The sequence below is a fragment of the Pseudomonas sp. ANT_J28 genome (assembly GCF_008370005.1).
GTDB classification, from domain to species: domain Bacteria; phylum Pseudomonadota; class Gammaproteobacteria; order Pseudomonadales; family Pseudomonadaceae; genus Aquipseudomonas; species Aquipseudomonas frigoris.
This window is the reverse complement of record NZ_VOBM01000009.1, coordinates 69,356-81,583: the sequence shown is the minus strand read 5'-3', so window position 1 is coordinate 81,583 and position 12,228 is coordinate 69,356. Positions and strand designations below refer to the sequence as shown.

Annotated in this window: 12 protein-coding genes and 1 pseudogene; 10 read left to right on the top strand and 3 right to left on the bottom strand. The window is 57.6% G+C overall.

The genetic code is table 11. The features are described from left to right. The first annotated feature begins 67 nt into the window (after positions 1–67). The 5 genes from sucC to FQ187_RS08455 all read left to right on the top strand — a co-directional run bounded on the left by sucC (position 68) and on the right by FQ187_RS08455 (position 5,128). The gene (sucC, locus tag FQ187_RS08475) at positions 68–1,234 is read left to right on the top strand and encodes an ADP-forming succinate--CoA ligase subunit beta (protein WP_008148602.1); all 1,167 of its coding nucleotides are present in this window, start codon (positions 68–70) and stop codon (positions 1,232–1,234) included. Beyond that, a complete protein-coding gene (gene sucD / locus FQ187_RS08470) occupies positions 1,234–2,115 on the top strand; it encodes a succinate--CoA ligase subunit alpha (protein ID WP_008148605.1) in 882 nt (293 codons plus the stop codon). The genes sucC and sucD overlap by 1 nt, the downstream gene beginning before the upstream one ends. A gap of 402 nt (positions 2,116–2,517) precedes the next feature. Beyond that, entirely contained in the window at positions 2,518–3,831 is a 1,314-nt protein-coding gene (brnQ, locus tag FQ187_RS08465) for a branched-chain amino acid transport system II carrier protein (RefSeq protein WP_149629121.1), read from the top strand. 158 nt (positions 3,832–3,989) lie between these two features. Continuing rightward, positions 3,990–4,727 carry a DUF599 domain-containing protein gene (locus tag FQ187_RS08460; protein ID WP_149629120.1) on the top strand — a complete coding sequence of 246 codons (738 nt, stop codon included), beginning with the start codon at positions 3,990–3,992 and terminating at the stop codon, positions 4,725–4,727. Beyond that, a complete protein-coding gene (locus FQ187_RS08455; RefSeq protein WP_149629119.1) occupies positions 4,727–5,128 on the top strand; it encodes an MAPEG family protein in 402 nt (133 codons plus the stop codon). Before FQ187_RS08460 ends, FQ187_RS08455 begins: the two co-directional genes overlap by 1 nt. A gap of 78 nt (positions 5,129–5,206) precedes the next feature. On the opposite strand, the gene FQ187_RS08450 is transcribed toward FQ187_RS08455, so the two are convergent. Beyond that, positions 5,207–5,440, bottom strand: a complete 234-nt coding sequence (locus FQ187_RS08450) for a hypothetical protein (protein ID WP_129442298.1) — start codon at positions 5,438–5,440, stop codon at positions 5,207–5,209. Between the two features lie 158 nt (positions 5,441–5,598). On the opposite strand from FQ187_RS08450, the gene FQ187_RS08445 reads away from it, so the two are divergent. From FQ187_RS08445 to FQ187_RS30860, 4 genes and pseudogenes are all read left to right on the top strand, one after another. Then, complete coding sequence (locus FQ187_RS08445; protein ID WP_149629118.1) at positions 5,599–6,075, top strand: PaaI family thioesterase; 477 nt, start codon at positions 5,599–5,601, stop codon at positions 6,073–6,075. Then, positions 6,072–6,524, top strand: a complete 453-nt coding sequence (locus tag FQ187_RS08440) for a PaaI family thioesterase (RefSeq protein ID WP_149629117.1) — start codon at positions 6,072–6,074, stop codon at positions 6,522–6,524. The genes FQ187_RS08445 and FQ187_RS08440 overlap by 4 nt, the downstream gene beginning before the upstream one ends. Before the next feature lie 81 nt (positions 6,525–6,605). Next, a complete protein-coding gene (gene htpG / locus FQ187_RS08435) occupies positions 6,606–8,510 on the top strand; it encodes a molecular chaperone HtpG (protein ID WP_149629116.1) in 1,905 nt (634 codons plus the stop codon). Between the two features lie 182 nt (positions 8,511–8,692). Further along, positions 8,693–8,869 (top strand): annotated as a pseudogene (locus tag FQ187_RS30860) (dienelactone hydrolase family protein); the annotation flags it as partial. Positions 8,870–9,000: 131 nt separating this feature from the next. Here FQ187_RS30860 and FQ187_RS08425 read toward each other — a convergent pair. Together FQ187_RS08425 and FQ187_RS08420 are read right to left on the bottom strand one after the other, a co-directional pair. After that, positions 9,001–9,861, bottom strand: a complete 861-nt coding sequence (locus tag FQ187_RS08425; RefSeq protein WP_149629115.1) for a pirin family protein — start codon at positions 9,859–9,861, stop codon at positions 9,001–9,003. 61 nt (positions 9,862–9,922) lie between these two features. Next, positions 9,923–10,339 (bottom strand): OsmC family protein, encoded by a 417-nt coding sequence (locus tag FQ187_RS08420; RefSeq protein ID WP_149629114.1) that lies wholly within the window; start codon positions 10,337–10,339, stop codon positions 9,923–9,925. Between the two features lie 252 nt (positions 10,340–10,591). Between FQ187_RS08420 and FQ187_RS08415 the strand changes: the two genes are divergently transcribed. Next, entirely contained in the window at positions 10,592–12,217 is a 1,626-nt protein-coding gene (locus FQ187_RS08415; RefSeq protein ID WP_149629113.1) for a methyl-accepting chemotaxis protein, read from the top strand. The last annotated feature ends 11 nt before the right edge of the window (positions 12,218–12,228 follow it).

Sequence of the window (12,228 nt, the reverse complement as noted above, 5' to 3'; positions counted from 1 at the left end):
CAGGTGGTGCGGCACTTGAACAAGTGCAGCACCGAATGCGCAGTACCTAACGAAGACGGTAATAAGCATGAATCTTCACGAGTATCAGGGTAAGCAGCTGTTCGCTGAATACGGCCTGCCAGTATCCCAGGGTTTCGCCGTAGACACCCCGGAAGCAGCAGCAGAAGCGTGCGACAAGATCGGCGGGACCGAATGGGTTGTCAAAGCCCAGGTTCACGCAGGTGGTCGCGGTAAAGCGGGCGGCGTTAAGCTGGTTCGCAGCAAAGAAGACGCCAAAGCCTTCGCTCAACAGTGGTTGGGCAAGCGTCTGGTGACTTACCAGACTGATGCCAATGGTCAGCCAGTCACCAAGATCCTGGTTGAATCGTGCACTGATATCGCTAAAGAGCTGTACCTGGGCGCTGTCGTTGACCGTTCGAGCCGTCGCATCGTGTTCATGGCTTCCACCGAAGGTGGCGTGGACATCGAGAAAATCGCTCACGACACCCCTGAGAAAATCCTCAAGGCCACTATCGATCCACTGGTTGGCGCTCAGCCATTCCAGGGTCGCGAGCTGGCATTCCAGCTGGGTCTGGAAGGCAAGCAAGTCGCTCAGTTCGCCAAGATCTTCGTAGGTCTGGCCAAGCTGTTCAAGGATCACGACCTGGCTCTGCTGGAAGTGAACCCGCTGGTGATCAAGGCTGACGGCGATCTGCATTGCCTCGACGCCAAGATCAACATCGACGCCAACGCCATGTACCGTCAGCCTAAGCTGAAGACTTTCCACGATCCGTCGCAAGACGATCCGCGCGAAGCGCACGCTGCCAAGTTCGAACTGAACTACGTAGCGCTGGAAGGCAACATCGGTTGCATGGTCAACGGTGCTGGCCTGGCCATGGGTACCATGGACATCGTCAACCTGCATGGCGGCAAACCAGCCAACTTCCTCGACGTGGGCGGCGGTGCTACCAAAGAACGCGTTACCGAAGCGTTCAAGATCATCCTGTCCGACACTAACGTCGCTGCAGTATTGGTCAACATCTTCGGCGGCATCGTTCGTTGCGACATGATTGCCGAAGGCATCATCGGTGCGGTGAAAGAAGTCGGCGTGAAAATCCCGGTTGTTGTTCGCCTTGAAGGCAACAACGCTGAGCTGGGCGCTAAAGTACTGGCAGAAAGCGGTTTGAACATCATCGCTGCTACCAGCCTGACCGACGCTGCTCAACAAGTTGTCAAAGCTGCGGAGGGCAAATAATGAGCGTCCTGATCAATAAAGACACCAAAGTTATCTGCCAGGGTATTACCGGTTCGCAAGGTAGTTTCCACACCCAGCAAGCCATCGAGTACGGCACCAAGATGGTTGGCGGCGTGACTCCTGGCAAAGGCGGCACCGAACACCTGGGTCTGCCAGTGTTCAACACCGTGAAAGACGCTGTAGCTGCCACTGGCGCCACCGCCAGCGTGATCTACGTTCCAGCTCCTTTCTGCAAGGACTCCATCCTGGAAGCAGCATTCGGCGGCATCAAGCTGATCGTTTGCATCACTGAAGGCATTCCTACCCTGGACATGCTGGATGCCAAGGTCAAGTGCGACGAGCTGGGCGTAGTCCTGATCGGTCCTAACTGCCCAGGCGTGATCACTCCAGGCGAATGCAAGATCGGCATCATGCCAGGTCACATTCACTTGCCAGGCAAGGTCGGTATCGTTTCCCGTTCCGGCACCCTGACCTACGAAGCTGTGAAGCAAACTACTGACGCCGGTTTCGGTCAGTCGACTTGCGTCGGCATCGGCGGTGACCCGATCCCGGGTTCGAACTTCATCGACATCCTGAAGCTGTTCCAGGAAGACCCGAAGACCGAAGCGATCGTGATGATCGGTGAGATCGGCGGTTCGGCTGAAGAAGAAGCGGCTGCCTACATCAAGGCACACGTGACCAAGCCGGTTGTTTCCTACATCGCTGGTGTGACTGCCCCTGCGGGCAAGCGCATGGGCCATGCTGGCGCAATCATCTCTGGCGGCAAAGGCACTGCAGACGAGAAGTTTGCTGCCCTGGAAGACGCAGGCGTTAAAACCGTGCGTTCGCTGGCAGACATCGGCAAGGCTTTGTCCGAGCTGACCGGTTGGGCGATCAAGTAAGCCTCGCGCCTATCTGACGCTTCACCAAACAAAGGCCACCTTCGGGTGGTCTTTGTCATTTCCGGGATTTGTGTTGGTCGTGCCGGCCCCTTCGCGAGCAAGCCCGCTCCCACATTTGATCGCATTCTAATGTGGGAGCGGGCTTGCTCGCGAAGGCGGACTTACAGGCGACAACCATTAACATGTAAAAACGCGACACGGAAATGTCGCGTATCGGATAGATCGCACCCTAACAGTGCGTTTGTCGGGCAAATTCGTTAGGCTAGCAGCCATTTTTGCGTCCGCGGCCCACAAGGTTGTTACGCGCTAAACGGGTCAGTCCTATACGGACCGACAGCATTTCCCTCACCCCTCAGGGAAATCCCTCTCTAAATTCCGATTCAGTAGTGTGGTATTTCCTTAATGAAAGTGTTGAAAGGCCAGGACATCCTGGCACTTGGTTTTATGACGTTTGCCCTGTTTGTCGGGGCTGGCAACATCATCTTCCCGCCTATCGTCGGTCTGCAGTCTGGTCCAAATGTCTGGATGGCGGCGCTGGGCTTTCTGATCACCGCGGTCGGTCTGCCGGTGATCACCGTTGTCGCCCTGGCCAAGGTCGGTGGCGCCATGGATGCCTTGAGCAGCCCGATCGGGAAAGTCGCCGGTGGCCTGCTGGCTGCCGCGTGCTACCTCGCTGTCGGCCCGCTGTTCGCGACACCGCGCACCGCCACCGTGTCGTTCGAAGTCGGCTTGGCGCCACTGACTGGCGAAAGCCCGCTGGCGCTGTTCCTCTATAGCTCGGTGTACTTCCTGCTGGTGTTCTTCATCTCGCTCTATCCGGGCCGGCTGCTGGATACCGTAGGACGTTTCCTCGCACCGCTGAAGATCATCGCCCTGGCCGCGCTCGGCATCGCCGCGTTTGCATTGCCGGCCGGTGATGTCGGCGTGGCCACCCCGGAATACGTGGCGGCACCGTTCTCCCAAGGCTTCATCAATGGTTACCTGACCATGGATACCTTGGGTGCGCTGGTGTTTGGCATTGTCATCGTCAACGCAATCCGCTCCCGTGGCGTCGAGTCGCCGGTGCTGATTACCCGTTACGCGATCATCGCCGGGCTGATTGCCGGCGTGGGTCTGGCGCTGGTTTACGTCAGCCTGTTCCGTCTCGGTTCGGGCAGCCATGAAGTGGCCGCGGGTGCCACCAACGGCGCGGCGGTGTTGCACGCTTACGTGCAACACACCTTCGGCTCTCTGGGCAGCGGTTTTCTGGCGGTGCTGATTTCCCTGGCCTGTCTGGTGACTGCGGTGGGTCTGACCTGCGCTTGCGCCGAATACTTCAGCCGTGTGCTGCCGCTTTCCTACAAGACATTGGTCATCATCCTGGCCGCATTCTCCCTGCTGGTGTCCAACCTGGGCCTCACCAAGCTGATTGCGTTCTCGATCCCGGTGCTGACCGCAATCTACCCGCCGTGCATTGCCCTGGTCGCCCTGAGCTTCTGCAAGGACTTCTGGCATGAGCAGGGTCGAATCGTCGGTCCGGTGATGCTGGTGTCGTTCATCTTCGGTTTGATCGACGCCCTCAAGGGCGCGGGTCTGGCGGACTGGATGCCGACTCAGTTGTCCCACCTGCCGTTGAGCGAGCAAGGTCTGGCCTGGCTGGTGCCGTCGCTCATGACCCTGGTCGTCGCGGTGGTTTGCGATCGCCTGCTGGGCAAACGCGAAGAAGCACTGGCTTAAGCCGCTTCATGGCCCGCCACAAGCGGGTCGTGAACACACATGGAAATGCCCCGTATCAATCGATACGGGGCATTTTTTTTGGAGACGGTGCAGTGTCTTTTTCCTTGAGCTAACGTCGAAGCACTACTTGCTTTGCCAAACACATCACAAGGACCTGCATGTCGTTCATCCACGCCAACATGATCCACATCCTCGCCGCGCTCTGGTTCGCCATCTGCTGGGGCGGCTACACCCGTTATGCGACGTGGAAGGGTCGCGACACCGCGTGCCTGGCCAGCGTGCTGCACCTTTATCGCGAAGACTGGATGCGCCGAATGCTGTTGCGCGACAACCGCATCGCTGACGCCAGCGTGATCGGTAACCTGGAGCGCAACGCCTCGTTCTTCGCCTCCAGCACACTGATTATCCTGGCCGGCATTCTCACGGTGCTCGGAGCCTCCGAACGGGCAGTGTCGTTGTTGGCGGATATCCCGATGGTGCAGCAGGCCTCTCAAGGGATGTCCGAGATCAAGTTGCTGTGCCTGGCACTGGTGTTTGTCTATGCGTTCTTTACGTTCAGCTGGTGCATGCGCCAGTACAACTTTGCGGCAATTCTGGTGGGCTCGGCGCCGATGGTCGGTGAGCGTCACGTTTCCGAACAAGAGCGCAAAGCCTTTGCAGCCCGGGCGGCCCGCGTCATTTCCATGGCCGCCAACCAGTTCAACTTCGGACTGCGCTCTTACTACTTCGGGATGACCATGCTGGCCTGGTTCGTCAGCCCGTGGTTGTTCATGTTGATGAGTGCCGGCGTGGTGCTGGTGTTGTATCGCCGGGAGTTTCATTCCGACGTTCTCGACGTGATGGTCTATACACCTACAGAGGCGCCATTGCCTGAGTCGATTAAAGAGGCTGTTTGATGAGTATTCCGTTCTGGTGTGTGTTTATCAGTGCCCTGCTGATTTTTTTGGCAAAAATTCCTGTGGCCAAGGCAATGAATGACCAGGGCGGTTATGACAACCATCTGCCGCGTCAGCAACAGGCGCAACTGACTGGCTTTGGTGCCCGTGCGTTGGCGGCTCATCAAAACTGTTTTGAGGCGTTCATTCTTTTCGCGGTGGGGGTGTTGATGGCTCACACCACGCAGACAGCGGGGTGGCTGATCGACTTGCTGGCAATCATCTTCGTGATTTCGCGAATCATTTATTTGCTGTGCTATTGGGTTGATCTGGCCTGGCAGCGCAGCCTGGTATGGTCCGTTGGACTATCGTGTTCGTTGCTGTTGATGATTAGTCCGACTTTTAGAACTATTTTGCTGTAGCGCCTGCGTTGCAAACAAAAAACCAGGCAAAAGAAAACCCGCACTTGGCGGGTTTTCTTTATCACGCTAAAAACTGTTTTAGTTTTTAGGTGCTTCTTTTTTGGCTGCTTCGTTCGATTCAGCCTGAGCTTTGGCGGCTTCGGCGTTTTCTTTCGCCGCGTCGTTCACTTTATCCTGAGCTTTACTCATATCTTGCTGAGCTTGCTCGGCGTGTTTGTTAGCATCTTGAGCTTTGTCCTCGGATTTTTTATCGCAGGCTGCGAGACCGAGGGAAGCGGTCAACATCAAGGCAATAGCTAAAGTCTTACGCATGGGGTGTTTCTCCTTATGGAAAATATCTACTGGTCTTTCGAGCGCAGCCCATAGCGTTAAGTTCCTCAATTCATACAGATATATAAGTTTATTCCGACGGGAACTTTTACTAAAAACGCCTAGTGCGTTGCCTGAACACTAAGAAGAGTTTTATCAAAATGGCCGAAAACCCCGTTTTTGAGCGCGCTACACGATTTCTATCGGCGCTGCGACATTGTCAGGTACTTGGGCTGCGGGTTCACAGCGCCAGCAGCGAAGGCCTGACAGTCATCCTGCCGTACAGTCCGCAAATTGTTGGCAACCCGCAAACCGGCGTTATTCATGGCGGGGCGCTGACCTCGCTGATGGACACGGCCTGCGGCATGTCCACCCTCTGCGTGCTGCCCGAGTTCGAAGTTTGCCCGACCCTCGACCTGCGCATCGACTACATGCACGCTGCCGAGCCGCATAAAGATGTTTACGGTTTTGCCCAGTGCTACCGGGTGACCACGGATGTGATCTTTGCTCGCGGTTTCGCCTACCAGGACGATCCCGAGCAGCCCATTGCCCATGTAGTGGGCACCTTCATGCGTATGGGCAAAGCCATCAAGGGCACCAAAGGCTTTGGCGGCGTCATCGCCGGAGGTACGAAATGACCGACGCGTTCAAGGAACAACTCCAGCAGGCACATGAGCAGGGTGACTACGGCTCGCTGCTGCACCTGATTCCCTACGCCAAACTGATCGGCGTCGAATGTTCGCGGGTGGGGGATGATCTGCTGTTTCGCTTGCCGGCCAACAAGGACAACATTGGTAACCCTTTATTGCCGGCGATTCATGGCGGCGTGATCGCCGGGTTCATGGAGTTGTCCGCAGCGCTGCACCTGCTGATTTTCACCGGTTCGCCGGGTGTGCCGAAGATCATCGATTTCTCCCTAGACTATCTGCGAGCCGGGCAGTTTCGCGACACCTGGGCCAGATGCCAGGTTTGCCGGCAGGGTCGCCGGGTGGCAAACGTTGCGATTACGGCCTGGCAAAGCACTGAAGCCGAACCGATTGCCACAGCCCGCGCCCATTTCAAAATTGAAGAGCCCTTGAAATCCTGAACTCAGCCCCCAACTTTGATGACAACCCGCCGCCGACCCTTCAGGTCGCGGCCACTGCCATCTGATTGGAGTTTGATGACCATGAGTGTGGAAACTCAAAAGGAAACCCTGGGCTTCCAGACCGAGGTGAAGCAACTGCTGCACCTCATGATCCATTCGCTGTATTCCAACAAGGAAATTTTCCTTCGCGAATTGATCTCGAACGCCTCTGACGCTGTCGACAAATTACGTTTCGAAGCCCTGTCCAAGCCTGAGTTGCTGGAAGGTGGCGCCGAACTGAAAATCCGTGTGAGCTTCGACAAGGACGCTAAAACCGTCACCCTCGAAGACAACGGTATCGGCATGAGCCGTGAAGATGCGATCACCCACTTGGGTACCATCGCCAAATCCGGCACTGCCGATTTCATGAAACATCTCTCCGGCGATCAGAAAAAAGACTCGCACCTGATCGGTCAATTCGGTGTGGGTTTCTACTCTGCATTCATCGTCGCCGATAAAGTCGACGTGTTCAGCCGTCGTGCCGGTGCTGCTGCCAGCGAAGGCGTGCACTGGTCGTCCAAGGGTGAAGGCGATTTTGAAGTTGCCACCGTTGATAAAGCCGAGCGCGGCACCCGTATCGTCCTGCACCTGAAATCCGGTGAAGACGAATTCGCCGATGGCTGGCGTCTGCGCAACATCATCAAGAAGTACTCCGACCACATCGCTCTGCCGATCGAGTTGCCGAAAGAAGTGGCAGCCGTTGAAGGCGAAGAGCAACCGGCCGTTGAATGGGAAACCGTCAACCGCGCCAGCGCCCTGTGGACTCGCCCTCGCACTGAAGTGAAAGACGAGGAATACCAGGAGTTCTACAAACACGTCGCTCACGACTTCGAGAACCCGCTGAGCTGGAGCCACAACAAGGTCGAAGGCAAGCTCGAATACAGCTCGCTGCTGTACGTGCCGGCCCGTGCTCCGTTCGATCTGTACCAGCGTGAAGCGCCGAAAGGCCTGAAACTGTACGTGCAGCGCGTGTTCGTGATGGATCAGGCAGAGTCGTTCCTGCCGCTGTACCTGCGCTTCATCAAAGGCGTGGTCGATTCCAACGACCTGTCGCTGAACGTGTCGCGGGAAATCCTGCAGAAAGACCCGATCATCGATTCCATGAAGTCGGCGCTGACCAAGCGCGTTCTCGACATGCTGGAAAAGCTGGCGAAGAACGAGCCTGAGCAATACAAAAGCTTCTGGAAAAACTTCGGCCAGGTCATGAAAGAAGGCCCGGCAGAAGACTTCGCCAACAAAGAGAAAATCGCTGGCCTGCTGCGTTTCGCATCGACCAGCGGTGATGAAGGCGAGCAAGTGGTGGGTCTGGCCGAATACCTGGCTCGCGCCAAGGAAGGTCAGGACAAGATCTACTACCTGACCGGCGAAACCTACGCGCAAGTCAAAAACAGCCCGCACCTGGAAGTCTTCCGCAAGAAAGGCATCGAAGTGCTGCTGCTGACCGACCGCATCGACGAGTGGCTGATGAGCTACCTCAGCGACTTCGACGGCAAGAGCTTTGTCGACGTGGCGCGCGGTGACCTGGACCTGGGCAACCTGGATTCGGAAGAAGACAAGAAAGCTGCGGAAGAAGTCGCCAAGTCCAAAGAAGGTCTGGTTGAACGTCTGAAAGCTGCACTGGGCGATTCCGTTGCTGAAGTGCGGGTTTCCCATCGTCTGACCGACTCCCCGGCGATTCTGGCCATCGGCGAACAGGACCTGGGAATGCAGATGCGTCAGATCCTGGAAGCCAGCGGTCAGAAGGTTCCGGAATCGAAGCCGATCTTCGAATTCAACCCGGCTCACCCACTGATCGAGAAGCTCGACAACGAGCAGAGCGACGAACGCTTCGGCGACCTGTCGCACATTCTCTTCGATCAGGCAGCCCTGGCAGCCGGCGACAGCTTGAAAGACCCGGCCGCGTACGTGCGCCGTCTCAACAAGCTGCTGGTTGAACTGTCGGTTTAACTGCGTTGTACAAAAACCCGCTTCGGCGGGTTTTTTTATTCTGGTGTCTTTTACCGGGAGTTAGTCATGAGCCAAATCACTGTTCGTTCCGTCGCTTATCAGATTGATGGCCAGTCGTATGAAACCGTCTGGCGTTCGATGCCGACCACAAAGGCCCGGACCTCTACGGTCAGTCGGTCCGTGAAGATGAGATGAACGCGGCAGGCGGGGATTGGCAACTGCTGAGCTATGGCGGCGCGGTGCATTCCTTCACCGATCCGCACGCCAATGTGCCGGGCATGATGATGTATGACGCGAAGACGGCGGGGCGTGCGTTTGCGTCGATGTACAACTTGCTGGATGAAGTGTTTAAAGGCTGATAGTTTTTTTGATCTGACATCGTTGGTGTTAGTGCCGGCCTCTTCGCGAGCAAGCCCGCTCCCACATTAGATCGCGGTCAACTGTGGGAGCGGGCTTGCTCGCGAAAGCGGAGTCACTGGCGCTAAATATTTCAGGGTAGTTCGATCCGCTCACTTTCCCCCGGCACCGTCGGCCAATCCCCGGCCGCCCAGCGTCGCCGCGCCTCATCGATCAACGCCGGATCGCTCGCCACGAAGTTCCAGTTGATCCGCCGCGGCCCATCCAGCGGCGCACCACCAAACAGCACGGCATGACAATCGCTTTCAGCGAACAGCGTCATCTCTTTCCCGACCGGCAACACCACCAGCGAATGCGGTTCTACCAGCTCGCCATCCAGTTGCACCTCGCCGTCCAGCACATACAACGCCCGCTCTTCATGCTCGGTAGGAATCAGCAAAGTGGTCGCCGTTTGCAGGTTCAATTCGGCATACAAGGTAGGAGAAAGCACTGGGACCGGTGATTCCAGGCAAAAGCCTGACCCGGCAATCATCCGGATCTTCACCCCCAGGTTATCGCTGACCGGCAGCGTGGCCGCCGGGTGGTGACTGTAGTGTCCGGGGCCGTGCTCTTTATCTTTTGGTGAGGCCAGCCATATCTGCAAACCGTGCATCGTGAAGCCGCTGTTCTTCAACGCCTCAGGTGTACGCTCGACATGGGCAATCGCGCTGCCCGCCGTCATCCAGCTGACATCACCGGCGTCCACCACCTGGTCGGAGCCGAGGCTGTCCTTGTGCTGGATTTTTCCTTCGAACAAGTACGTGAGGGTCGACAGGCCAATGTGTGGATGCTGACGGATGTTCATGCCTTTTCCCGCCTCATAACGGGTTTCGAGCATGTGGTCGAAAAACACGAAAGGCCCGACGCTGCGGCATTTGGCTGACGGCAGCGGGCGAAGAATCGGCTGGCCTTCGACATCTTCGGCGCGGGGACGGATCACGAGCGGAGTGTTCATGCTGCATTCCAGGCTGAGCGGGTAATGCGTGGAGCATAACCCGCTTGCGCAGCCCTTGCCGCTATTGGCTGAAGGCACCTTCAGACAGGTGCGTTTCGATGCTGACGTCGGTGGTGGTCATCAACTTGTGGACCGGGCAACGGTCGGCCACGCGGTGCAGCTCATCGCGCTGAGCGTCGGTGAGCACACCTTTGAGGGTCAGTTTGACGTGGAGGGCATATTTACCTTTCAGCTCTTCGCTGTTGTCACGTTTGACTTCGACTGTGACACCGGTCAGCGGGATGTCTTTCTTCTTCGCGTACATCTTCAGGGTCAGGGCCTTGCAGGCACCCAGGGCCGCGTCGAAGTAATCGTGTGGCTCGGGCGCCGAGCCTTCGCCGCCGGCGAGTGTCGGTACGTCGGCAAAGAGTTCGTGGTCATCGATCTGGACGCTGTGACGAAAACCTTCGGTGGAGACGGTATTGACGGTGACAGTCATGGGAAACCTCGCAGGCAACAGGAAAAGTCATTCGATCAAAAAAGACCTTGAAGTTATAGAGCACTCTTCCTGTTACGCGTTCCACTTTTTCACTCGAGCATTGCCGTGCGCTGAATCGTTACCGCCCGGTGATCGAAGTAGTTGGGCGTTTTGATATCACGTTTTCGTCTTACGCAAAATTTCTCCGGGCCGATACCTTCTAAAGCAACCCGCTGCAGGGTTGATGCAGCGCTTTTGGAAGGAACCAGAGCAATGAGTATCAGAAGTCTCAATATTGCGCCGCGCGCGGGCCTGGGTTTTGGCCTGCTGGCGTTGATGGTGTTTGGATTGGGGGCGTTCGCCCTGCTGCAAATGTCGAACATGCGCGCGCAGTCCGATCAGGTCGATGACAACTGGCTGCCCAGCGTGATGGCGGTCGGGGAGATGAATCAGGACATGCTGCGGCTGCGGGCATTGACTATGCGTCTGCTGCTCAATCGGGACCCGCAGGCGCTGATGCAAAACGTCAACAAACTCAACGAACTCAAAGGCACCCTGGGTGAGCCTCAGCAGCGTTATGACGCGCTGATCGTGCTGCCCGAAGAGCGTGTGCTGTTCGATCGCTTCAAAGCCTCGGAGCAACACTACCTGCAGTTCCAGACTCAGGTGATGACGCTGTCGGCCCAGGGACGGGTGGAAGAGGCGGCCGCCATCCTCAATGGCGAGATGAGTCCGTTGGCCGATGAAATCACGGTCACCCTCAAGGCATTGGTCGAACTGAACAAGCACAACGCCAACCTGGCGACGGAGGCGGGGCGCCAGGTGTTCAGCCAATCGCGGGTCTGGGTGGGGGTGATGATCGGCCTGACGGCGCTGATGACCATCGGCCTGGCTCTGCTGCTGACCCGCAGCATCGTCGTGCCGCTTTCCCAATCATTGAAGGTGGCTGAAGGGGTGGCTGGCGGCGATCTCACCGGTGATATCAGCATCACCGGCAAGGACGAGCCGGCGCGGCTGTTGCACGCGCTCAAGAGCATGCAGGGGAGTTTGCGCGAGACCCTGCGGCGTATTTCCGACTCGTCCAGTCAGTTGGCCTCGGCCTCGGAAGAGCTCAGTTGTGTGACTGAAGAGGCCACCCGGGGCCTGCATCAGCAGAGCCTGGAAATCGACCAGGCCGCCACGGCGGTGAATCAGATGACCGCTGCGGTCGAGGAGGTCGCGAGCAATGCGGTGGCCACGTCCGAAGCGTCTCGGGAATCCGACCGGATCGCCCAGCACGGTCGCGAGCAGGTGCATCAGACCGTGTTGTCCATCGAATCCCTGGCCGACGATGTCACGGCCAATGCGACCCAGGTCGAGGACTTGGCGCAGAAGGTTTATGGCATCAGCAAAGTCCTGGATGTGATTCGCTCGATTGCCGAGCAAACGAACTTGCTGGCCCTGAACGCGGCCATCGAAGCGGCGCGGGCCGGGAGTGCCGGGCGCGGGTTTGCGGTGGTGGCCGATGAAGTGCGGGCGCTGGCGCACCGGACGCAGCAATCGACCCAGGAAATCGAGCAGATGATTACTGGCATCCAGCAAGGCACCGATGCTGCGGTCAGCTCGATGCAGCAGAGCAACACGCGGGCGCGTTCGACCCTGGAAGTGGCGAAAGCAGCGGGCACGGCGCTGGAGGAAATCGCCACGGCGTTTACCCTGATCAATGAGCGCAACCTGGTGATCGCCAGCGCTTCAGAGGAACAAGCGGCTGTCGCGCGCGAGGTGGATCGCAACCTGATGAACATTCGCGATCTTGCGTTGCAGACGTCGGCCGGGGCGAATCAAACCAGTGCTGCTAGTCAGGAACTGTCTCGGTTGGCCGTGGATTTGAATACCCTGGTGGCGCGTTTTTCGGTCTGAATGCCAGACGA

Excerpts from the sequence above, each read along its gene's own strand:
- sucC (WP_008148602.1), top strand. The coding sequence starts at position 68 with ATGAATCTTCACGAGTATCAGGGTAAGCAGCTGTTCGCTGAATACGGC.
- sucD (WP_008148605.1), top strand. The coding sequence starts at position 1,234 with ATGAGCGTCCTGATCAATAAAGACACCAAAGTTATCTGCCAGGGTATT.
- brnQ (WP_149629121.1), top strand. The coding sequence starts at position 2,518 with ATGAAAGTGTTGAAAGGCCAGGACATCCTGGCACTTGGTTTTATGACG.
- FQ187_RS08460 (WP_149629120.1), top strand. The coding sequence starts at position 3,990 with ATGTCGTTCATCCACGCCAACATGATCCACATCCTCGCCGCGCTCTGG.
- FQ187_RS08455 (WP_149629119.1), top strand. The coding sequence starts at position 4,727 with ATGAGTATTCCGTTCTGGTGTGTGTTTATCAGTGCCCTGCTGATTTTT.
- FQ187_RS08450 (WP_129442298.1), bottom strand. The coding sequence starts at position 5,440 with ATGCGTAAGACTTTAGCTATTGCCTTGATGTTGACCGCTTCCCTCGGT.
- FQ187_RS08445 (WP_149629118.1), top strand. The coding sequence starts at position 5,599 with ATGGCCGAAAACCCCGTTTTTGAGCGCGCTACACGATTTCTATCGGCG.
- FQ187_RS08440 (WP_149629117.1), top strand. The coding sequence starts at position 6,072 with ATGACCGACGCGTTCAAGGAACAACTCCAGCAGGCACATGAGCAGGGT.
- htpG (WP_149629116.1), top strand. The coding sequence starts at position 6,606 with ATGAGTGTGGAAACTCAAAAGGAAACCCTGGGCTTCCAGACCGAGGTG.
- FQ187_RS08425 (WP_149629115.1), bottom strand. The coding sequence starts at position 9,861 with ATGAACACTCCGCTCGTGATCCGTCCCCGCGCCGAAGATGTCGAAGGC.
- FQ187_RS08420 (WP_149629114.1), bottom strand. The coding sequence starts at position 10,339 with ATGACTGTCACCGTCAATACCGTCTCCACCGAAGGTTTTCGTCACAGC.
- FQ187_RS08415 (WP_149629113.1), top strand. The coding sequence starts at position 10,592 with ATGAGTATCAGAAGTCTCAATATTGCGCCGCGCGCGGGCCTGGGTTTT.